Raw genomic sequence first — 21243 nt, 5'->3', positions numbered from 1 at the left:
GGTTACAGATTCTTCGTTGCACTCAGAATGACAACAAAACCGCTACACCTTAATCCTTTCTAACAGCACTTTTGATGGCTCCGAAACATCAAAGCCTTTTATCTCCACATATTTCACATTTGGAAACCAGAACGTACCGCCTTCAATCCGAAGGAATATCCGTTCCAGCTGCATTTTTTTATTGTTGATGGTGGCAAAAACATGGTATTTTTTATCTGCTCCTGATTTATTCAGGTACATCGGCAGTTTTTTGTGCGAGGTAAACCGGAGTTCGAACTGACCATTGCCCAGATCTTTGCTAATAATTCCGTAGGCGAATTTCCGCTGGATATAACTTAAATCTTTCTTTTCGCCATTATCCCCATAACGCATCCAAAATACATTTACCGGCTGATCTTTATTCACCACACCATGTTTATCTACGTTTAGCTGGCAGATAATGGTATTGGTATTCGGATCGCGCTGCAAATAAAAAAGCTGATTGCTGATATCTTTTGGCGTGGGGAAAGTAATCGGAGATGGATCGGTTCCCTGTGCATTGGCGTTTAAAGAAAGTATTCCACTCAAACTCATCGTTAAAACCAAACCGGCTATCAATGCAGCCTTGTTATTTCCTTTTCTTTCGTTAAATTCTTGTGCTTCGAGTCCTCTTTTTGCCTCTTGCAAGCGTTTAACAGCAGTGATATTGGTTAGCACAGCCATCAAGGTAATCGGCATGGTAAAAATCGACATTGTTTCGAAAACGTGAAAAGAAATGCCCGGTACATACACCTTATAATCGCCACCCATAAAATGACCCGCAATACCACAGGCAATAGCAAAAACACCAATGGTAACTACCCTTTCCGGCCGTTGCATTAAACCGCCTTTACACTCCACGCCTAAACCTTCGGCCCTTGCACGGGTATAACTTACCATCATCGAACCGATGAGTGCAATAAATGCGAACAGCGAACTTAAGAAGTAGTGATGCGCCACCAGGTAATAACAGATGCCCAAAAACATAATCATTTCGCTATAACGGTCGAGTACCGAATCGTATAGTGCACCAAACTTCGAGCTCATGTTCCCCAATCGTGCTACCTGACCATCGAGCATATCGAACAGACCTGCAAAAAGCACCAGTGCCCCTCCCCAACCGATGTACGACATATCGCCACGGTTTGATTTTTCGGCACCAAGCACAAAAATAACTGCCACACCTACATTCAGGATGAGGCCAATGGTGGTAACCATATTGGGTGTTAAACCGATTTTAATCAATCCCTTAACAAAAGGATTGATTACTTTATATATGCCTTGCTGCAGGCTGTCGCGCAATGTAGTTTCCATAGCTTTTTCTTAAAAATCAAATTTTACCCTTGCCCTTATTCCCCACTCCGAAACTTCTGGATTGTTGAGGTAATTGAAACGTTTTACCAGATCAATCCTCAAAAGTTTAAAGATATTTCCTACGCCTACACTGCCTTCCATGTACGGCTCGTTACCCAAAGCATAAGTTCTTTGCGCACCGTTTTCGTAAATGGGAAGCTGATATAATCCGGTTTGAAAATTCGGATTATTTTCATTCCGCAGGCCACCATATAATGCTTTAAATGAGACCACTTCTCTTAATTTCAAGCGTTTGATCAATGGCACTTTATTAAAAAAGAAACCATTAAAATTGTGATCGATATTGATGCTCACATAATGATCGCTCACAAACTCCAGGAAGTTCATCAGGTTGTATGAGTTGAGCTGGTAGGCATAAGTTTGGTTGGCACGGTGTATATCCAACAACGGGAAAGGCACTTTCCCGGCAATGTAACTGCCTTCAACCGTTACATCACTATAGCCTAACTGCGATAAATAGAAGCGTTTATCAATACTTCCCAATAAATTATGGTAATTGTATTCGCCTCCTAAAACGCCTTTTAAGCCTGCGGTATAACGTAAATTAAATACCGGATAACGATCGGCAATGGGCACACGGTATATCTTTCCCTGATAAAACTTTTCGTTCGGCGCATATCTCAGCTGTAGGGAAAGTTCGCTGGTGGTTAACCTGTTGACCAACTGATTATTCGAGTTGATATAATTGAGGCCACCTGCAGGTGTTTGACTCCATTTTTTAAAGCCTAAGTTGTAGGAAAAATGATTTTCGAACTCTTTTACATAATCTAAACGGTAAAAATCGTTGTACAACAACATATCGTTTACCCCTCTTTTAAAGGATAACAAAAAGTTGTCTTCCTGCACAAACTGGAGTTCCTGACCTGGTATTTTGGTATCACGCTGAAAGCTTGCCCGGATATAGTTCTGTGGAAACTCGTAAATGGATTTATTGTTAAATGAATATGTTCCGGAAAGGAAAAACTTCCATTTCTCATCTTTAATACCGTAAGCCAGATAGTTTTCGAAATAATAACGTTTGCTCAACTCAGGTGTTGTTCTTCCACCAACACGCAGCCTTAAACCTTCTACATTGTTAAAGCTGTAAAATGTATTTACCGGACCAATTTCATAAGGACCTAAATTCTGGTAACCTGCAAATAAAAGGGTAACAATTTTCATTGTACGTTTAAAGGACGGGAGATTTTGCAGCGTATCGATATTGCCATAAATCTTCAGCTGGTTCTTTGAGATAGTATCGAGTCTGTTTTTCTCCCAAAACTGATCATTCCTTTTTGCAGCATCGGCCAACACAACCGTGCTTTTCCCCTGAAAAATAGTATCTGGCAACACCGTATCAAACTCATAATTTTTAAACGTAACCGTTCTTTCGCCGGTAAAGCCTATACCTTTGGTTTTACCGATACCAAAATCGGCCAATAAGTTACTTTTGCTCAGGCTGTATTTTCCTTTATCATTGGCTTCAAAATCGAGATCGATTTTTAGCGCCCGCACAAAATTGAGGTTGATGTTTTTGTTTACCCCAAATGAAGCACCGGTTACAGCGTAATGGCTATCGTTGGTTACATATATTTTCCCCTCAAACAACATATCATTTGTATTACGGGGCGTAAAAGACAGTTCAATGATCTGAGGTTTTTGATTCTTCAGTGTATCGGTAATAAAAAACTTATAAAAAGCTGGTGCACCATCCGAAATCGGACTCAAAAACTCGTTACTGATTACCGAAATATTGTTTTTATAGATATCAATATCCTGGTACATCCGGTCGAAATAAGTTTTCAATCCTTTATTATCGATGTACCTGCTATCAAACTGAACCTGTTTTTCACCGATAACAATAGTTTTGTTCTTTTCGGGGTTTTTACTAAGGTAAGTATCAGCCAGTTTCTCCTGGATATATACCGGTAACAGGTTTTTTCCGCCAATTAAGGTTGAGTCCTGCTCCTGAAATAAAAACTGATAATTGCGGAACATTTTTTTGCCCTTAAATTTATCCGAAACATTACTCAGCGAGAATAACATCTTTTCGTACTGTCGGAAAGATACTGTATTGTAACTTTTGATGCGGTTTTCATCTTTATGGGCAATTACCTGCCGGATCAGTTCTACCGCGGGGTTATCCTTATTGCGGTATTTTACCTTTTTGCCTCCAATAATGATTACTTCATCCAGCGCCTTAGCATCAGGCACCAGGGCAATATCAAACTCTTGTGTGGCTGAAGGCAGAATATTTTTAAAAACCGTGCGGTAACCTACATAATTAAAACTCAGCTCACTTTGTGGATTTGGAGAAACCAGGGTATATTTTCCGTTTACATCGGTCTGGATGCCTATCTGGGTATCCTTAAAGAAAACGGAAACATTGGGCAATGTTTCTTTAGTAACGGCATCGCGTACTGTACCCGAAACTGCGGTGCGTTGGGCAAAAGCATTTACCTGCAGTATAAAACTGAGCACTACAGGGAGAAAAAACGAATGGATAGGTTTCATTTAACTTGAAAAAATAAACTGCTTTTGCATGATATAATTGTAGCTGATGCCTGTTAAAACGGCGCTCAAAACTTTGGCGAGTACGTAATTGAGATTAAAAAAATGGGTAAAAACAAATACACCAGCTGTAACAATGGCCAAATTGCCTGCCCATACCAAAATGTATTTTAATATCTGCCATTTAATAGCGGTAGACTGGCTTTCGAAAACCCATTTACGGTTGACATAGAAATTAACAATCCCACCCGAAACAGTTCCGGTTATGCTTGCTGCGAGATACCACCAACCTAAAAGATTTACCGCAAGCACAGTTATACCGAAATCAATTGCGGAGGCAATTATGGAAGAACCTTGTGCCTTTAAATAAGTAAACATTGGATCTAAAACAGTTCTAAAACAACCACTAGTTGAAGAATCACATTGGCGTAAATACCCGCAAGCACATCATCGGCCATTACCCCCCAACCACCTGGCAATTCTTCCATTTTACGGATATAAAAGGGCTTAAGGATATCAAAAAACCTAAAAAGAACAAGTCCGATAAGGGTATACTGCCATTTTAAAGGCACAAATAACAGGGTTATACACATTCCCGCCACTTCATCGATCACCACCCTTTGATGGTCTTTTCCCCAAATCTCTTCTACCCGATCGCCACTCATCACCCCCAACATCACGATAAACATGGTGATCAGTACCGGCCATAAATATGGGTTGCTATAAGGGCTCTGGGAAAGGTGCCAGCAGATACAGGTTGCTATTGCAGCATAAGTACCCGCACCTTTGCCGATATAACCTATTCCCAGAGCCGTTGAAAGAAATTTGTGGATAAACACTATACCGTTTCTATCAGTTCTTCTTCGTAATCCTGACCTAAATGGGTGATCAATTCTTCTCCCATGATGTAACGCAAGGTATTTTGAAGCTTCATTAACTGTTTAAAAATGTCGTTTTCTGCTGGTACACCAGGGATCGTTTGTGGTGACTTCAGGTAGAATGATAACCATTCCTGAATGCCCGACATATTTGCACGTTTAGCCAAATCGATAAACAAAGCAAGATCCAATACAATTGGCGCAGCTAAAATCGAATCGCGGCAAAGGAAATTGATTTTGATCTGCATTTTGTACCCTAACCAACCGAAAATATCGATATTATCCCAGCTTTCTTTGTTATCACCGTGAGGCGGATAATAGTTGATCCTGATTTTGTGGTACATATCGCCATATAAATCCGGATTAACATCTGGTTTAAAGATATCTTCCAGTACGCCCAGTTTAGATACTTCTTTTGTTTTAAAGTTATCCGGATCATCTAATACCAAACCATCACGGTTACCTAAAATGTTATCAGAAAACCAACCGTTTACGCCCAAAGAACGTGCGGCCAAACCAGGTGCTAAAATGGTTTTCATTAAAGTCTGACCAGTTTTAAAGTCTTTACCGGCAATAGGTGTATCGGTTTCTTTAGCCAATTCGATCAATGCAGGAATATCTACAGTTAGGTTTGGTGCGCCATTGGCAAATGGAATACCCAATTTCAATGCAGCATAGGCATATATCATACTTGGTGCAATGCGCGAATCATTGTCTTTTAAACCCTGCTCAAAAGCTGCAAGCGATTCGTGCACTTCAGATGCTTCGAAATAAATTTCTGTAGAACCACACCATACCAATACAATACGGTCGCAGTTGTTTTCTGCCTTAAAGTTCTTGATATCTTCCATTACCGCCAAAGCCAGTTCGTAACGGTTATCGAGATCTTTTACATATTTACCATCAAGGTTTTTTACATAATTTCTATCAAATGCAGCACGCATTGGTTTAATGGCTTGCAATTCTTCACGCACATCGCGCAAAAGATTCGCGTCTAATACGCGGGCGTTCATTGCGGCTTCGTACACGTTATCTTCATAAACATCCCACCCCCCGAATACCAGGTCTTCTAAACCTGCCAAAGGCACAAAATCTTTAATTTTCGGTTGTTTATTTTCAGTTCTTTTCCCTAAACGGATCGTTCCCATCTGAGTTAACGAACCAATAGGTTTTGATATTCCTTTTTTAATTGCAGCAACTCCGGCAATCATGGTTGTGGCTACAGCGCCAAGGCCTGGCATTAATATACCCAACTTGCCTTCAGCTGCTTTTACTTGTTGTTTCATTCTATTTTTATTTAAAATCTTATAACCAATTGTTTTTACGGTACCAGTTTATGGTTTCATTTATACCTTGCTCTAGCCCGAACCGGGGCACAAAACCAAAGTCTTTTTGAATATTTTTAATGTCGCAGCCCCAGTTGATGGCCGTGAGTTCTTTTATTTTATCTACGTTTAAGGCCGGTATTTGATTAAATATGCCATACAAACGTTCCATCGACCATGCCAATCCTTTAATAAGCGGCACAGGTACATTTACCGTCATTGTTTTTTTGCCAAGCGCCTTACTTACGTAAGTAGCAAGCGACGAGCGGCTGTACACTGCACCATCCGAAATGTTATAACTTTTACCCACAACATCAGAGGCAAGTGCGTTAGTGATGATATCGGCCAGATCTGTTGCATATACAAAACTGAGTTCCTGCTCTTGTTTCCCGATATAAAGTTCAAGTCCGGCCTTAATCGTTTTAATCAATATAAAAATGTCTTTCTCCCTCGGGCCATACACTGCTGTAGGCCTGAAGACAATCAAAGGCAAATTTGGAATCTGAGCCAGATAGGTCTCTGCAAGTGCTTTACTGATCCCATAATTGGTTACAGGATTTGAAGCGCCCTGATCAGTCAGTTTCTCATGTTTTTCATTTAAAGGCCCCAATGCAGCCAAACTGCTGATGAAAACAAATTTCTCAATAGTGTGTGTCGACTTCGAAGCAGCAACAGCAAGGTTCCGGGTATAGATAGCGTTTACCTGATTGTAGTTTTCTAGTTTTTTCGCCTTGGTAACCGCCGCCGCGTGTACGATATAGTTATATTTTTTATCCTCTATATTTTCTTTTAAGAGGTATATCGAAGAAAGATCAAGATCCACATAGTTGATGGGGAAATCTTTTAAATGCGATACGTCGGCCGACTGGCGTACATTTGCATATACCTCCATATCGTTAGCCAAAGCAGATTTAATCAGGTGATAGCCCACAAATCCAGTTGCCCCTGTAATCAACACCCGCTTTTTCATATCGCTTTTTCCAAAATCCTGTATTTTCGGTACAGTTTCCCGCCTATATCTTCGATGGGTTTATTGATCATGTCGTTGTGATCTAAAGTCCAGCTCGCCTCTGCATATTTCATGTTTTTGGCCTTGAAATGTTTGATGATACGACCATAAAGACAAGCTTCGATGCCCATTTTACGGTAGCCATCTACCACACCAAGTAATAATATGCGGATACCGTCGATTTTCTTTTTATTGGCCAATAGTTTAATCAAACCTGTAGGGAACAGCCTGCCGCGTTTAATTTTGATCAGGATCTGGTTGATATCGGGAATAGCCAAAGCAAAACCTACAATTTTGCCATGCTGCTCGGCAAGGATACAAAACTCAGGATCAAGAATCATTTTCAGATCGTTGGCAGTATAATCAAATTCCTTATCCGTCATCGGTACAAAACCCAGGTTTTTGTCCCATGCTTTATTGTACACCTCTCTTACTGCATTACACTCTTCCTTGAATTTTTTCATATTGATTTTACGCAACACAATATCATTCCGCAGCAAACGCTCCTCTATCCTATCCAAAAGTTTAACCGATCTTTCACTGTAGTTACCTGCTGTATAACGGTAAGCCCTTAAATCGACATTCTTCTGAAAACCAACCTGTTCCAACAACGGCAGATAATATTGGGGATTATAAGGCATCATGGCAACAGGCGGACCATCAAAACCTTCAATCAACAAACCGCACACTTCGTTGGTAGAAAAGTTTACCGGGCCTAAAACCTTCGTCAATCCTTTGTCCGACAACCAATCTTGTGCTGCATTTAAAAGTTGTTGTGCAGCTTTCACATCGTTTATGCAATCGAAAAAACCAAAGAAACCGTCATGCCCGCCATAAACCTTATTGTGGTTGGTATTGTTGATGGCTGCAATCCTTCCGATTATTTTACCCTCATCGTACAACAAAAAGAGCTGTATTTCTGAATGTTCGTAAAAGGGGTGTTTACCTGGAGTAAGCAGATCGCGCTGTGCAATAAAAAGTTCGGGTACGTAATTTACATCTCCTGAGTACAGTTCGTGCGGGAAATCAACAAATGCGGCTAATGCTTTTTTACCAGAAACCTTTACAAGTTCTCTCATGATTGGCTTCCTACTAATTCTACGTTAACGGCCTTAAAAGCTGTACTTAGTTTTTCGATGGCCGATTCGATCTGATCGAAGCTGTGTGTAGCCATTAAAGAAAACCGTATTAAAGATGAATCCGAAGGCACTGCAGGAGAAACTACCGGATTTACAAATACGCCATTCTGTTGAAGAATATTGGTAATCATAAAGGTTTTAATATTATCACGGATGTAAACCGGAATAATGGGGCTGTTGCTATGTCCGATGTCGAAACCTGCCTCGAGCAAAAGCTTTTTGGCATATTCTGTATTTGCCCAGAGTTTATCGATACGTTCAGGTTCTGATTCGATAATGTCTAATGCAGCAATAACACTTGCAACTGCCGATGGTGGCATACTTGCGCTAAACATCAGCGATCTGGCGCGGTGTTTAATATATTCTATTGTTTCGGTACTGCCAGCAATAAAACCACCTAATGAGGCCAGTGATTTACTAAATGTGCCCATAATCAGGTCTACATCTTCGGTCAGATTGAAATGTGATGCTGTACCAGAGCCATTAAAACCGATTACGCCAAGACTGTGTGCATCATCCATCATAATATTGGCGCCAAATTCGTTGGCAATCTCTACCATTTCCGGAAGGTTAACCAGATCGCCTTCCATGCTGAAAATACCATCAGAAACAATCAGTTTAGCGGCATCTTCTGGCAAACGGCTTAGTTTGCGGCGCAGATCCTGCATATCGTTATGCGCATATTTAATGGTACGCGCAAAAGCTAAACGGCTTCCATCGATAATGGAGGCATGATCGTATTCATCGAGCAACAAATAATCGTTGCGATCTAATAAACAGGATATAACCCCTAAATTAACCTGAAAACCAGTGCTAAAAAGTACAGCAGCTTCTTTACCAACATATTCGGCCAGGCGATTTTCGAGTTCGAGGTGAATATCGAGCGATCCATTCAAAAACCTTGAGCCGGCACATCCTGTACCATATTTTTCAATGGCTGCTTTTGCTGCTTCCTTTATTTGAGGATGATTGGTTAGGCCCAAATAAGAGTTTGAACCAAACATCAATACTTTTTTTCCATCGATTACTACCTCGGTATCCTGAGCAGATTCTATCGACCTGAAATAAGGGTACAATCCCTTTTCCTTTATCATAGCTGCATCCTTAAAAGAGGCAATTCTATCTTGTAATTTTTTACGCATACTGAACGCTATTGTTCTTCAGTTTTTAAAACCCTGTTCTGAAAGTTTGGTCTGCCCTTAAACTATTTGTTGATCACAAAATCAACCCCATAGATTAAGGTTGCATTAACCATACGATTTGATAACACAATTTTAACGCGGAATTGGAGCGAAAAAAAGGTTCAAATGTAGGATATATTGGTCAAAAAGTGGGATTGTTAAATTGTGACATTCAAATGAATTGACCAATTGACATTCTGACTTTTATTATAAAATAGTAAAATAATAAAAAACCACCAAAAAAGCACCATAAATAACATAAATAACTGTTTTTAAGCAAATTAAAACGATATAATTTCTTAATCAAAAACATAAAAATCAATCAGAAATTAGTCATTTTAAAAAATTATGCTTGCAAAATTGATCTCGAACATTACATTTGCCCACACAAAATCCGACAGATAAAGGGCGAAATCCATCTATAAAAAGATGGCTGGAATTGGTGTGCAAAAAGTGATCATATCTGTTAAGAAATTATTAAAAAACCGCTGAACGATTTTATGCAACAACAGTTACTTAATAAAACTTTTTCAGAAAAAAACCATGAGGAAGCACTTTCGCTAAACGATGGGTTGATGGCGAAAATCCATAATAGCAACGATCCCCATTATTGCAGTTCGGAGCCATTCCGCATATCGAGTTATGCCTTAATTCTCATCACCAAAGGACAGCTGAATATCAAGATCAACTTTGTAGACCATGTACTGAACCAAAGGGATATTCTATTGGTTCTGCCCGATTCTGTTTATGAAATTATAGATAATAGCAGCGTAGCTTTTATCAGCATTCACTTCAATAAAAATTATTTAAAAAACAAGGGCATATTTTTCAACAGCGGCGAAACCTATCGCATGTCGCAGGATATTCAATCGCATAAATTTTCTTTATCAAAAGAGGAATATACGTTTATCTACTACGATATGTTGGCGCTGCACAAAAAACTAAATGTTTCTAAAGATACCCCACAGATCAAAAACATTGTACACAACAGCTTTTTGGAACTCGTTTATGATATTTTCCTTTTAAAAAACAAACAGAAGGAGCCCTTTCCTTTGGTGCACAACAGCCGTACTGAACTAACGAACCGTTTTTTGGCGCTGGTATCAGAAAATTTCAAAAAGGAAAAAAGGGTAATTTATTATGCCAACTGTTTACGCATTACACCGAGACATTTATCGCAGGTTGTTAAACAGGTTACAGACCGAACTGCAGGAGAAATTATCGACGAAATGGTAGTGAGGGAAGCAAAACTGTTGTTAACGAGCCATGTAATGAATATTTCGGAAGTAGCGATTGAACTTCGCTTTAGTAATTCTTCGTTTTTTGGCAAGTATTTTAAAAAACAAACAGGGGTTACGCCTTCCGAATATAAAATGTCGAATAATATCGCGGTGTAAAGATAATTGGTGAGCCACCCAAGCTAGAATAGTATTTTTCAACTTAATTCTTTTATTTTTTTGGAAAGCAGGACCTGTGCCAGTCGGTTACTGCAATCCCGCCCTTTGCTTAATCCCGATAGAAGAAATCGGGATAACACTGTCGGTCGGGTTTATTCTACCCACAATAGTAGTACTATTCATGCCACCTAAACGCGATCAAACGGATCCCAACCTAAAAGTCGAGAGAAACGGGAGCCGGACTACAATAACCTAAAAGCTTCTGCAATTGCTTTCCAAAAAAATATATTTAGCCTTTCTACACGATTGTTTACCAACCCTGTTATACTCCGCTTGAAATGAATAAGAATTCAGGATAACAATCCTTTAAAGAAACTTTATCCCCGTAACCTCTTCAGCATAATCCCATAACTGCTTCGCAACTGCTGTATCCAAACCGTTTGATGTGATTGGCGATTCTGCCGGATAACCGCGATAACCACCATCCTGATCCGGTCCGTAAAGCTTGCCTGGAATAGCATCGGCAGAAATTCCAGCATAAAGTGATGGCAAAGCACCTTGCCATGGCTCCATTAATTCACCAACGCGTTCTACTGCTGCGCGGTAGTCTACATCCGACATATGCCTTGTTAATTCAGTTTTGTTGGCACCAGGTTGGGCAGCGATCGAAACCACAGCATCGCCAGCAGACTCAATACGACGCTGAAGTTCTACGGTGAACAAAATATTGGCCAGTTTACTTTGCGCATATTCGCGCATGGGTTCGTAATCTCTTTCTGATTTCAGATTATCGAAATCAATTTTGCCATGAAGATAAGCCATACTGCTAACGGTAACAATGCGTGAATAGGCTGTTTGCTTTAAAAGCGGATATAGATAAGCCGTAAGGGCATAATGACCAATAAAGTTAGTGCCAAACTGAAGTTCAAAACCATCGTCGGTTTTAGATGCCGGTGGAAGCATTACCCCAGCATTATTGATCAGGACATCGATTTTATGATGATTTTTAATGATTTGATCTGAAAATTCTTTAATGGCACTCAGGCTGGAAAGATTAAGCTTAACGACTTCCAAACTCCCTGCTGCATTTACTAAACGGATACTTTCTTTCGCTTCTTCTGCACGATCAATGTCTCTACAGGCCATAATGATATGAGCACCAGCTTCGTATAAAGCCTTGGTGGTTTCGTATCCTATCCCTGAATTGGCGCCAGTAACTAAAAATGTGCGGCCGCTTTGATTGCTGATGTTTTTATTTGTCCACATGATATTATGATTTTAACAGGACAAATTTCTGTAATATATATCCGTATGAAATACGAAAAAGAAATCAATACATACAAAAATCAATCATTTTGATCCAATCTGTATTTTGCCGGACTTAATCCGGTATGGGTTTTAAAGAAAGCCGAGAAATGGTTGGATTCTTTAAAGGCCAAACTCCATGCAATTTCAGCAACATTCCAGTCTGTACTTTTCAACAATACCTTCGCCTCTTGCAGAATCCGTTCTGCAATCAGTTGGGAGGTAGTTCGACCGGTAATTTCGCGAACGCTTTTATTGAGGTGGTTAACATGCAGATTAAGTTGATTGGCAAAATCGGCAGCCGACCTGAGCTGAATAACCTGGCTGCTCAGATCAATCGGGAACTGACGCTCAAGCAATTCTTTAAAGAGATGAGCTGTTCGTTCTGCGGCATTGCTTCCCGTATAAGGAGTACCTGTTGCAGGCCTCATTTTTTGTGCGGTATGAATCAGTTCGGTCAATTGATTTCTAATGAGATCATATTTGAGCGCATAATCACCGTTGAGTTCGTTTGCCATTTTTTCAAAAAGCGCAGTAAAATAAGATGCTGCAGCTGTATCTAGCGGAATAATCGCATTTGCTGCATCCTGAAACACAGCAAAATCCTTAACATTTTCGAAGCGGTTGAAAAACTCTTCTGTAAATACACAAAGAAAACCGGATTGCGCTGTACTGATCCGCTCCCAAAAATAAGGAACCATCGGATTGGTAAAAACCAATACACTTCCCTCCACTTCTATGCATTGATCGGCATAATGAATCTTGCTGTGCCCTACCACCAAGCTCACTTTATAGAAAGCCCTGCGGCTATAAGAAAGTTTGCTTCCGCCGGGCGTTAAAATATCTTCAATTTTAAAAATATTGAAATGGCCAATATGCTTAGCTGATTCTGCCTTTTCCTGTTCTGGAAAATGTTTATAGAAAGTATCGAGTTCGACTATTCTCATTGCATAAAAATACAAAAATCAAAGCATAACTAAAATGTGTTTTCAACTTTTTACTTTACCGGGCGATGTTTCAAATTTCTTCCGAAAGGCATTGCTAAAATGCTGAACGGAAGAATAACCCATTTCGAATGCTACCGATTTTATGGGCGTACCCTCAGTCAACAACATTTTTGCATGATTTAGTCTGTAATCACTTACATACCCAAATATGCTGTTATCAAACATTTTTTTGAACCCCTGCTTAAGTTTAAATTCATTAATGCCACATAATTTCGCAAGTGCTGTAATTGATGGTGGCTGGTGAATATGTTCAATAAGATAGTCTCTGGCATAATACAGGCAATCTCGCTCATAGGTAGACTGCAGTGGTTTATGTTGTTCGGTGGCTGTTTCAAAAGCCTCCGCCTGTAATACAAGCAATTCGATGCATTTTGATTCGATGAACATGAGTTTTAGTCCACCTGTATAATTACAATTGAGTATATCGTGTATGCAATTATGCATGGCCCATGTAATGGGAAGATTTTGTTCCGCTATCTGTGCATAATGCCCTGAATCCATATTTTCGGCCAAAACCTGAAGTGTTCTGCACGAATGTTCAGCGAGTTGTAGAAATTTTTCCTTGGCAAAATGCACTTCGAAGAAACGGTAGTTGCAATCAGTATCGTATTCGCCTGTTCCATCCAGCTCGGGCATATAAATGATATTTTGCTGATTGGAACCAAAACTATATTTCTGATTGTTAACCTTATTAAAAATTGTCCCCTTCCCAGATAATGTAAAGCGCAATTTTATCATGTCAGGCACATCATAAGTAGGCATGAAATACATCTGATGCTGTTTAAACCGAATATCTCCGTTTACGATATAAATATCGGGGGTATTGATCTGCACCAGCTCTGCATCACTAAAAGAGAAACTGTATTTCTCTTTCCTTTCTGTTACCAACTGCTCCTTAACCGGAAATTCGTCAAAACTGCCCCCTACTTTTTTCCAGCTCCCATAATCCTTACCAACATTGATTCCCATAAAGGCAATTATCATAAAAAAAACGGAACTATCCCAAAACGGTTTTAAACAATTCTATTTTCTGTAAAAGAAAATCCCTTTAGTGTAAAGGTATAAAAGGCAGATTATTCACTTTTGCCGACTTGTTACCCCTACCAGGAAACATCATAAATACATCAAAAGGAGATCATAAATATGACTATGGATGAGCAGATAGCTTTTACAGATACGGGCAAACAGATGGATAATTCAAGTAACACATTGCTTAAAAAGGCAAAGAATAATACATCTCCCCAGAACAATACTGCCGTCTTTTCATTCATAGAAAAGCTTGAATTGGAGTCCGATATCCAAATATTGGAAATTGGTTCTGATCTCATGGAACATCTTCCTCTTTTATTTCAAAAAGTAAACGAAACGCAATACTACAGCGCAAGCATTTCGGAAGCGCAGCTGCAGAAAGTATTATCCAGCAATGCATTAAGCAATGGAGAGAAGTGGAGCCAGTTCATCAAAATTGAGAAAAATGGAACATTGGGATTTGAAAATGACTTCTTTGGATATTGCTTCTCAGTAAACAGCCTTTATTTTTGGGAAAACCCATTGCAATTCTTCAAGGAAATTTACCGTGTATTAAGTCCTGGAGGGAAATTCGATATTGCCTTTGTTGAAAAGAATTTTGGAGGAGATCTCCCCTGGACGCAGGTTGATTTTACATTTTATGATATCAATCAGGTGAAAGATTTTTTTCACAAAGCAGGCTTTGTAAACATTGAGGTGAAGGAACAGACAGAAGAAATAACCGATAAAAATGGAAGAGCAATAACAAGACCTTTTATTATCGTATCTGGCCAGAAATAGCTTTCCCTATTGTTCGATGAATAAGTTTGGGTATTCAATCACCAATCCATGCGAATCGGTTTTTAGTTCGGCCCAAAATGTGTTTGTCCCATTTTCAAATAAATAAGCGGAATCTTTTATTTTGGTATAATACTGTGTTACCGGCATGATCCTATTGGCGATAATATCTATGTATATCAATTCAATTTTATTTCTCGATTGCCCTTTAAAAACCAACCTTCTTATCGGTAAGGTGTTGGTAAAAGGTGTTAACGAAATATCAATATCTACACAAGCATCAAGCCGATGATCTACCACATTGTTAACCAGCCAAAAACCTTCTTTTTTCTCCAGAAAAAGCGTTCTTTCATTTCCGTTCAATACCACATGTAAATCCAGTAAATAGGTTTCCCATTGCTTATTTGCCAGAATCCTGTACTTCAATTTAAGCGATTTATTTTCAACCGTTCCGGTAATGACTGATATGACCTCTACGCCATCATCGGTTTCCCTCAAAATACAGTCTTCCTGAGTCTTGTATTTCAAGCCTTTCCATTTTATTTTTCGCTCCATCATGACCTGGATTGAACAATCCTAACCGAAACTTGGTTTTACTAAAATTTCGACCGTTGTTTCAAATCAGGCACGCTGCAGGAATTGATCAACAATTGATAGTAATCTGCGCTAAACCAATAAATCTTCTTTTCGTTTAATGTATGAAGATACGATGTTTAGCATCGTTTCGTGATAAAGGTTTGTTGTTCCCTTATCGGCACAAATGGAAACCATATACCCGCTTTCGTCGGCAGATTTGGTGTATGTAATGCTAAAAGTAGGTGTATGCAACCAGCTCGGAAGTTTTTTATGATGCAGTAGTACTTTACAGTTTGCTAAATATACATCTGGCTTTCCGCTTTCCACACCCAATGTGTACGCTAAAGGCAAATCTATAATGCCAAAATCAGGGAGATCAACTAATACATTTATCTTTTTTATCATATATTTCCGTTCGGCTTAACGAAGTTGTTAAAAAAAGCAAATGTTTAATTGAAATTGAGGATATTTATTTGCGCAAACGTTTAAGTAAAACGCTAAATAAGTTGATATTTCCTAATGCGTTAAGTCTAAAAGATACTTAGTTGATCGTTTCCAAGTGATGGCTCAACTTTAAAAGACCTGAGTTTGTTAAAAAACTAATATTCTGCCATTTCATCATCTACAAAACAATACAGCCATCTTTCGCCTGGTTCTGAGGAGACCATCACCGGATGTTTTTCTGTTCGGCAATGGTGCGACATGTGTTGCATTGGCGACGAATCGCAGCATAAAGTTACGCCACAGGTTTGGCAGGTACGCAGGTGTACCCAATCGGTACCTTGTTTTATACATGCTTCGCAGACACGTTCCTTTGCGGTTTTTAGTTCTTTTACAGCCTGAATATGGCTACATATATTGTTGTTTTCCATAATTATAATTTTGAGAGGTACTGATGCACCTGGGTAACGGCCATAGCGCCTTCGCCTACGGCAGATGCCACTCTTTTTACCGAATTAAACCTCACATCGCCAGCGGCAAATGAACCTGGAACACTGGTTTCTAAATGATATGGTGGCCTATCCAATTCCCAGCACATTTTATATTGATCCAAGCTTAGCAAGTCGTTTCCGGTGTATAAGTATCCATTTTTATCCCTGCAGATTGCGGTATCCACTGCCCATTCGGTATTTGGTTTACCACCGATACAAATGAATAATTTTGAGGTATCATGCCATTCTTCAGTTCCAAGCTGACTATTTACAATTTTGATCCGCTGTAAATAATCATCACCTTCCAATGCAGTTACCTGCGAATAATACAAGACATGAATATTCTTTATCGTAGCGATCCGTTGCACCAGATAATCTGATAACGTATCGGCAAGATTCCCTTTTCTGATCACCATGAAAACACGTTTGGCAAATCCCGAAAAATAGGTAGCGGCCTGCCCGGCGGAGTTTCCTCCACCAACAATATACAGGTCTTTATCCTGACAGAAAAAGGCTTCACTAGCACCAGCACCATAATAAACACCTTTATGAAAGAAGCGGGTTTCATCTGGAAGGTCCAATCTGGCATATTCAACGCCAGTTGCGCAAATATTTGTTTTGGCTACTAATTTTTCGCCTGTAGCAAAATCAACATGAATTTTATTATCGTAAAATGAACCTTTAACCCCCTCCCTTAAAAGCAGGATTTCGACACCAAACTTTAGTGCTTGTTGCCTGGCCCTTTCCGCAAGATTTGCACCAGAAATACCTTCAGGGAAACCCAGATAATTCTCGATCAACGAACTTGTTCCTGCTTGACCACCCATCGCCTCGCGTTCGATCAGAACAGTTTTTAATCCCTCTGATGCTGCATAAACCGCTGCGCTTAAGCCTGCCGGACCAGCGCCATAAATCGAAAGATCGTATTCTGCGTATTTAGGCTCCGTAATCCAGCCTAAATTGCTGGCAATTTGCTCCAGGCTTGGGTTTACAATCACTTTACCATCCGGAAATTCGATTACAGGTTGTTTATCAGGATTATTAAATGAGGTAATCCCCTGCCCCCAGCCTAAGTCATCGTGTGTAATGTCGAACCATTCAAAATCAACAACACTCCGTTTTAAAAAGTCCCTGATCGGATAAATTTCGGGAGAATCTGGCTTACCATATAGCTTTAGTTTGTTCATATTGGATCTTAATCGGTTCGGTTTTTTAGCTGTTTAATTACCTCTTCGCCAAAGTTTTCGGATGACGTTCCATAACCGTTTACAAAGATTCCTCTGATTTTTCCGTCAATAGAAGATATGGCGTAAACAATGGCCTCATCATCAGGATCAGATTCGCCTTCAAAACGGTAATGTTTATCAATCAAAAATTGTTCTGGAAATTCTTGTATCGGATTTTCTCCGCCATTGATCTGACTACTTTTCAGATTAAAATCGACAGTGTAGCCCTGTTCAGCAAGGGCATTAATCACTTCAGAAAGTGAAGTCATTTCTCCGATGTGTTTTAAATGATCGTGATCCATAATATTTTTTGATGATGAGATGATACAATAAACTAACAAAAAACAATCCAACAAACAAAATACTGGTTTACAAAAGGTTATACATAAATCGACGTTAAATCACTCACGATATAAAGTAAATTTATGATGAAATTTTCTATGAATAAAATCGGTCGCAAACTCAATACTTAATTATTAAATTTAATACAAAAAAGTGGTTATCAACCTATATAAATGGTTATCTTTAAATAAAAAAAAGCCATGATTATAGACCCAAATAAAGAAGAACTATCTGACGATAAAGAAGATGCATTAACCAGTGAAGAAGATGCATTAAATCAAAGTACAATCATCAGTGATGAAAGCGCCGCTGAACATGATGCCGATTTGTTGGATCAGGCAGATAAAGCCTCCAGATCATCTTACGAATTGGATATTTAGGGCAATCATTGTCCTAAGAAATGGAGGTATCTTTAGAAAATTTCAGTAGATATCTCCATTTACCATACCCTCACAAATACTGAGTACCAGCAGGCTAAAAAATATGCTTTTTGGCCAGGCCAAGCTTTTTAATTTTCGAATTCAGTGTGGTTGCCGGAACACCCAATAATTTTGCCGCACCATGTTTCCCGGAAATCCGCCCGTTGCATAATTCCAGTACAGCGAAAATATGATCACGTTCGTTTTCTGAAATGGTTTTAACACGCCCTTCAGCTGATAAAGATTGTTCCGTACTTCCAGGAATTTCAATATCCCTGATTACATCTCCCTCTGCCATAACCACCTGCCTTTCGATAAGGTGCTCCAGTTCCCTCACATTACCAGGCCAGCTATAAGCCATCATGGAGGAAATTGCTTTTTTAGAAAATCCTTCGATCTTCCTATTCGATTTTTCGGCGAATTTCGCTAAGAAAAAGGTGGCCAATACAGGAATATCTGATTTGCGGTTTCGAAGCGGGGGTAATGAAACCGGAAAAACATTCAACCTGTAAAATAAATCCCGCCTGAACCTTCCAGCCTCCACTTCAGCTAAAAGATTTCTATTGGTGGCCGAGATGATGCGTACATCAGTTTCGATGGTTATCTTGCCGCCAACACGCTCTATTTCCTTTTCCTGTAAAACCCTAAGTAGCTTCACCTGTAAATCAAGCGGCAATTCGCCTATTTCATCCAAAAAGACGGTACTTTTATGCGCCTGTTCAAATTTGCCTATCCGCCTTTCGGTAGCGCCCGTAAAACTTCCCTTTTCATGACCGAAAAGTTCTGACTCGATCAAATTAGGCGGAATGGCAGCGCAGTTCACCTTTACCATCGTTTTCTGGTTCCTGCCTGAAGCATCATGAATGGCTTTGGCGATCAATTCTTTCCCCGTTCCTGTTTCGCCTAAAATGAGGACAGTAGTTTCTGAAGAGGCGATCCTATTGAGCAGTTTGTACACCTCCTGCATTTCCAAACTGCTGCCTACAATTTCTGAATGACTAAGCATTTCTTCGGATACTTCGGGTTTAAAAACAAGGTATCCGGCCAGTTGGATGTTCAGTTTTTCAATTTCATTTTCCAGCTGTTTAATTTTCGCCTCAGCATGTACTGATGTTTTGGGATTATGTATAATCTCTTGATTGGGCAATGTTGCCGGTTTTGGTACACATCCATTTCTTTCATCCATTACCGCAAGCAAACCGGCCATAAAATCGGCGATGTTACAGCAAAAAGTCAAACCCTCTGCACTTAATTCACGGTTATGGTTGTGCAGTTCGAAAGTGCCAAGCGTGCGACCGTTATTCTCCAGGGGAATATAACAGTGAAAATGGTATTCGGTAGGGTGATTGGTTAAACAATGGTTTTCGCCAAAGTCGGCTATCCAGTCTTGCCGCGATTTGAGCACAGGAAAATCAAAATCCGAAATTTCTTTGGTGATGAGTGAAAGACTAACCGGATCAGAAATGGTTTCGGCACAGGATATTTCCCCTGAAATGGTTTCAGTGAGATAAGCCCTCGTAATGTGGTCCATTTCTTTGTTGTAAAGGATTAAGGCGCCACAGTCAATCGAGAATAAGGGATGTAGTTTAGCAAATACACCTTGAAATAACTCCTTTAGTGTAAAATCCTTTTCTTGTTCCGCTACTGTTTTGGCCCGTGTTTCGAAATAAGAATTGGGTTTAACATCATTAACATTCGTATTGGCGCTCAAGTCTGATTCCTGTTTTCTCATTCTTTTCAAAAATTGATCTCCCCGAAAATATCAATCGTGGGATTGGATGTTGAACTTTAATGCAATCGCCAATACAATCGATAATCAACTGATTATGCACCATTACAGCGTGATTGAGGATTAATTCGATAAGGACTTAGTTTGCTTATGGTTCAAACCCCGCAAATTCAAAGAACATGCCAAAGGCAAGAATATGGCGCTAATGCTATAAGATCAACACTGCTACAATAAATCGCTCACGATATTTCGCTAAAAGGCGATTTTGGATACGAAATATAAGGAGTTGAATGGGAGAAGGATTGAATTAGTGAATGATTGAGTGACAGAATGATTGATTGAGATAATGGGTGACTGAGAGAATGAAAACACAGTTGAGCATTCGTTAAATTACATCTAAAATTCTACAAACGCAGTTTAAAGAAAGTTAAATTACATCGGTAGGTTTATCATCGCAGTTGACAGTAAGTTAAATTACATCTAAAATTCTACAAACGCAGTTGAAAGAAAGCTAAATTACATCGATAGGTTTATCATCGCAGTTGACAGTAAGTTAAAATACATCTAAATTTCTACAAGCGCAGTTTAAAGAAAGCTAAATTACATTGACAGTTTCACAAACGCAGTTTAAAGAAAGTTAAATTACATTGACAGTTTCACAAATGCAGTTTAAAGAAAGTTAAAACTCATAGATAGATTTATAAACACAATTGAAAGAAAATTAAATTTTATTTCAAAAACTACAATTGCTTGCATTAAAAAGTAAATCATTATTGATAAAAGCTAGATCTTATTTTATAAAAGTAAAACGTAATTATAAAGAATGTTAAACTACATTTAGACAAATGGAATTGGTTTCTCTATAATGCTGTTGGGGTTTTGTCATTCTGACGATAGGAAGAATCTGCTTCCGATTGGCAATAATCGATGTTGGCCGCTACAAGCTGGCAAAGGTAAAGTCTCTTAACTTGCAGATCCTTCGTACCTCAGGATGACAGGCTGGAAGAAATGATCGTGTGTGGGTGGTTAAAAAACACCCCGTCCTGCGGACACCCCTCTGAAAGAGCTAATCTTTACACACATTTATTTC

The 21243-nt window shown here is 39.3% G+C and carries 20 protein-coding genes; 3 read left to right on the top strand and 17 right to left on the bottom strand.

Features of this window, described 5'->3' with window-relative positions; all coding sequences use genetic code 11:
• Window positions 1-42 precede the first annotated feature (42 nt).
• The 8 genes from R2S57_RS22555 to spt are packed head-to-tail and all read right to left on the bottom strand — an operon-like array spanning window position 43 to window position 9375.
• On the bottom strand, window positions 43-1332 hold the full coding sequence (locus R2S57_RS22555; RefSeq protein WP_316847207.1) for a DUF4833 domain-containing protein: 1290 nt from the start codon (window positions 1330-1332) through the stop codon (window positions 43-45).
• 9 nt (window positions 1333-1341) lie between these two features.
• Complete coding sequence (locus R2S57_RS22550; protein ID WP_316847206.1) at window positions 1342-3885, bottom strand: DUF5686 and carboxypeptidase-like regulatory domain-containing protein; 2544 nt, start codon at window positions 3883-3885, stop codon at window positions 1342-1344.
• Window positions 3886-4260 carry a GtrA family protein gene (locus R2S57_RS22545; RefSeq protein ID WP_316847205.1) on the bottom strand — a complete coding sequence of 125 codons (375 nt, stop codon included), beginning with the start codon at window positions 4258-4260 and terminating at the stop codon, window positions 3886-3888.
• Between the two features lie 5 nt (window positions 4261-4265).
• A complete protein-coding gene (locus tag R2S57_RS22540) occupies window positions 4266-4721 on the bottom strand; it encodes a phosphatidylglycerophosphatase A (RefSeq protein ID WP_316847204.1) in 456 nt (151 codons plus the stop codon).
• Window positions 4721-6046 (bottom strand): inositol-3-phosphate synthase, encoded by a 1326-nt coding sequence (locus R2S57_RS22535; RefSeq protein ID WP_316847203.1) that lies wholly within the window; start codon window positions 6044-6046, stop codon window positions 4721-4723. The genes R2S57_RS22540 and R2S57_RS22535 overlap by 1 nt, the downstream gene beginning before the upstream one ends.
• A 19-nt stretch (window positions 6047-6065) precedes the next feature.
• Entirely contained in the window at window positions 6066-7055 is a 990-nt protein-coding gene (locus R2S57_RS22530) for an NAD(P)-dependent oxidoreductase (RefSeq protein WP_316847202.1), read from the bottom strand.
• Window positions 7052-8173: a hypothetical protein gene (locus R2S57_RS22525; protein ID WP_316847201.1), complete on the bottom strand. Its 1122-nt coding sequence runs from the start codon at window positions 8171-8173 to the stop codon at window positions 7052-7054. The genes R2S57_RS22530 and R2S57_RS22525 overlap by 4 nt, the downstream gene beginning before the upstream one ends.
• On the bottom strand, window positions 8170-9375 hold the full coding sequence (gene spt, locus R2S57_RS22520) for a serine palmitoyltransferase (RefSeq protein ID WP_316847200.1): 1206 nt from the start codon (window positions 9373-9375) through the stop codon (window positions 8170-8172). Before spt ends, R2S57_RS22525 begins: the two co-directional genes overlap by 4 nt.
• Window positions 9376-9914: 539 nt before the next feature.
• On the opposite strand from spt, the gene R2S57_RS22515 reads away from it, so the two are divergent.
• Window positions 9915-10811, top strand: a complete 897-nt coding sequence (locus R2S57_RS22515; protein WP_316847199.1) for a helix-turn-helix domain-containing protein — start codon at window positions 9915-9917, stop codon at window positions 10809-10811.
• 366 nt (window positions 10812-11177) lie between these two features.
• On the opposite strand, the gene R2S57_RS22510 is transcribed toward R2S57_RS22515, so the two are convergent.
• The 3 genes from R2S57_RS22510 to R2S57_RS22500 form a co-directional block, all read right to left on the bottom strand.
• Entirely contained in the window at window positions 11178-12077 is a 900-nt protein-coding gene (locus tag R2S57_RS22510) for an oxidoreductase (protein ID WP_316847198.1), read from the bottom strand.
• An 80-nt stretch (window positions 12078-12157) separates the two neighbouring features.
• Window positions 12158-13063 (bottom strand): helix-turn-helix transcriptional regulator, encoded by a 906-nt coding sequence (locus tag R2S57_RS22505; RefSeq protein WP_316847197.1) that lies wholly within the window; start codon window positions 13061-13063, stop codon window positions 12158-12160.
• A gap of 42 nt (window positions 13064-13105) precedes the next feature.
• Complete coding sequence (locus tag R2S57_RS22500; RefSeq protein WP_316847196.1) at window positions 13106-14092, bottom strand: AraC family transcriptional regulator; 987 nt, start codon at window positions 14090-14092, stop codon at window positions 13106-13108.
• Between the two features lie 180 nt (window positions 14093-14272).
• On the opposite strand from R2S57_RS22500, the gene R2S57_RS22495 reads away from it, so the two are divergent.
• Complete coding sequence (locus R2S57_RS22495) at window positions 14273-14932, top strand: class I SAM-dependent methyltransferase (RefSeq protein WP_316847195.1); 660 nt, start codon at window positions 14273-14275, stop codon at window positions 14930-14932.
• Window positions 14933-14938: 6 nt separating this feature from the next.
• Here R2S57_RS22495 and R2S57_RS22490 read toward each other — a convergent pair whose 3' ends face one another.
• The 5 genes from R2S57_RS22490 to R2S57_RS22470 form a co-directional block, all read right to left on the bottom strand.
• Window positions 14939-15484: a putative glycolipid-binding domain-containing protein gene (locus R2S57_RS22490; protein ID WP_316847194.1), complete on the bottom strand. Its 546-nt coding sequence runs from the start codon at window positions 15482-15484 to the stop codon at window positions 14939-14941.
• Between the two features lie 111 nt (window positions 15485-15595).
• Complete coding sequence (locus tag R2S57_RS22485; RefSeq protein ID WP_316847193.1) at window positions 15596-15910, bottom strand: hypothetical protein; 315 nt, start codon at window positions 15908-15910, stop codon at window positions 15596-15598.
• A 194-nt stretch (window positions 15911-16104) separates the two neighbouring features.
• Entirely contained in the window at window positions 16105-16377 is a 273-nt protein-coding gene (locus R2S57_RS22480) for a UBP-type zinc finger domain-containing protein (RefSeq protein ID WP_316847192.1), read from the bottom strand.
• 2 nt (window positions 16378-16379) lie between these two features.
• A complete protein-coding gene (locus tag R2S57_RS22475) occupies window positions 16380-17624 on the bottom strand; it encodes an NAD(P)/FAD-dependent oxidoreductase (protein WP_316847191.1) in 1245 nt (414 codons plus the stop codon).
• An 8-nt stretch (window positions 17625-17632) separates the two neighbouring features.
• On the bottom strand, window positions 17633-17965 hold the full coding sequence (locus R2S57_RS22470; protein ID WP_316847190.1) for a phosphoribosylpyrophosphate synthetase: 333 nt from the start codon (window positions 17963-17965) through the stop codon (window positions 17633-17635).
• Between the two features lie 240 nt (window positions 17966-18205).
• Here R2S57_RS22470 and R2S57_RS22465 point away from each other — a divergent pair, with 240 nt between their 5' ends.
• Window positions 18206-18385 (top strand): hypothetical protein, encoded by a 180-nt coding sequence (locus R2S57_RS22465; protein WP_316847189.1) that lies wholly within the window; start codon window positions 18206-18208, stop codon window positions 18383-18385.
• Window positions 18386-18479: 94 nt separating this feature from the next.
• Here R2S57_RS22465 and R2S57_RS22460 read toward each other — a convergent pair whose 3' ends face one another.
• Window positions 18480-20156, bottom strand: a complete 1677-nt coding sequence (locus R2S57_RS22460; RefSeq protein WP_316847188.1) for a sigma-54 dependent transcriptional regulator — start codon at window positions 20154-20156, stop codon at window positions 18480-18482.
• Window positions 20157-21243: the final 1087 nt, after the last annotated feature.

The organism is Pedobacter psychrodurus (assembly GCF_032678585.1).
Classification (GTDB): Bacteria; Bacteroidota; Bacteroidia; order Sphingobacteriales; family Sphingobacteriaceae; genus Pedobacter; species Pedobacter psychrodurus_A.
The sequence above is the reverse complement of the archived record's forward strand: the minus strand, read 5'-3'. Positions and strand labels throughout refer to the sequence as shown.

Bases quoted from the DNA above. Each gene is read 5' to 3' on its own strand.
- R2S57_RS22535 (WP_316847203.1), bottom strand. From the start codon at position 6,046: ATGAAACAACAAGTAAAAGCAGCTGAAGGCAAGTTGGGTATATTAATG.
- R2S57_RS22555 (WP_316847207.1), bottom strand. From the start codon at position 1,332: ATGGAAACTACATTGCGCGACAGCCTGCAGCAAGGCATATATAAAGTA.
- R2S57_RS22510 (WP_316847198.1), bottom strand. From the start codon at position 12,077: ATGTGGACAAATAAAAACATCAGCAATCAAAGCGGCCGCACATTTTTA.
- R2S57_RS22550 (WP_316847206.1), bottom strand. From the start codon at position 3,885: ATGAAACCTATCCATTCGTTTTTTCTCCCTGTAGTGCTCAGTTTTATA.
- R2S57_RS22485 (WP_316847193.1), bottom strand. From the start codon at position 15,910: ATGATAAAAAAGATAAATGTATTAGTTGATCTCCCTGATTTTGGCATT.
- R2S57_RS22475 (WP_316847191.1), bottom strand. From the start codon at position 17,624: ATGAACAAACTAAAGCTATATGGTAAGCCAGATTCTCCCGAAATTTAT.
- R2S57_RS22480 (WP_316847192.1), bottom strand. From the start codon at position 16,377: ATGGAAAACAACAATATATGTAGCCATATTCAGGCTGTAAAAGAACTA.
- R2S57_RS22495 (WP_316847195.1), top strand. From the start codon at position 14,273: ATGGATGAGCAGATAGCTTTTACAGATACGGGCAAACAGATGGATAAT.
- R2S57_RS22530 (WP_316847202.1), bottom strand. From the start codon at position 7,055: ATGAAAAAGCGGGTGTTGATTACAGGGGCAACTGGATTTGTGGGCTAT.
- R2S57_RS22525 (WP_316847201.1), bottom strand. From the start codon at position 8,173: ATGAGAGAACTTGTAAAGGTTTCTGGTAAAAAAGCATTAGCCGCATTT.
- R2S57_RS22505 (WP_316847197.1), bottom strand. From the start codon at position 13,063: ATGAGAATAGTCGAACTCGATACTTTCTATAAACATTTTCCAGAACAG.
- R2S57_RS22470 (WP_316847190.1), bottom strand. From the start codon at position 17,965: ATGGATCACGATCATTTAAAACACATCGGAGAAATGACTTCACTTTCT.
- R2S57_RS22515 (WP_316847199.1), top strand. From the start codon at position 9,915: ATGCAACAACAGTTACTTAATAAAACTTTTTCAGAAAAAAACCATGAG.
- spt (WP_316847200.1), bottom strand. From the start codon at position 9,375: ATGCGTAAAAAATTACAAGATAGAATTGCCTCTTTTAAGGATGCAGCT.
- R2S57_RS22545 (WP_316847205.1), bottom strand. From the start codon at position 4,260: ATGTTTACTTATTTAAAGGCACAAGGTTCTTCCATAATTGCCTCCGCA.
- R2S57_RS22500 (WP_316847196.1), bottom strand. From the start codon at position 14,092: ATGGGAATCAATGTTGGTAAGGATTATGGGAGCTGGAAAAAAGTAGGG.
- R2S57_RS22490 (WP_316847194.1), bottom strand. From the start codon at position 15,484: ATGGAGCGAAAAATAAAATGGAAAGGCTTGAAATACAAGACTCAGGAA.
- R2S57_RS22460 (WP_316847188.1), bottom strand. From the start codon at position 20,156: ATGAGAAAACAGGAATCAGACTTGAGCGCCAATACGAATGTTAATGAT.
- R2S57_RS22465 (WP_316847189.1), top strand. From the start codon at position 18,206: ATGATTATAGACCCAAATAAAGAAGAACTATCTGACGATAAAGAAGAT.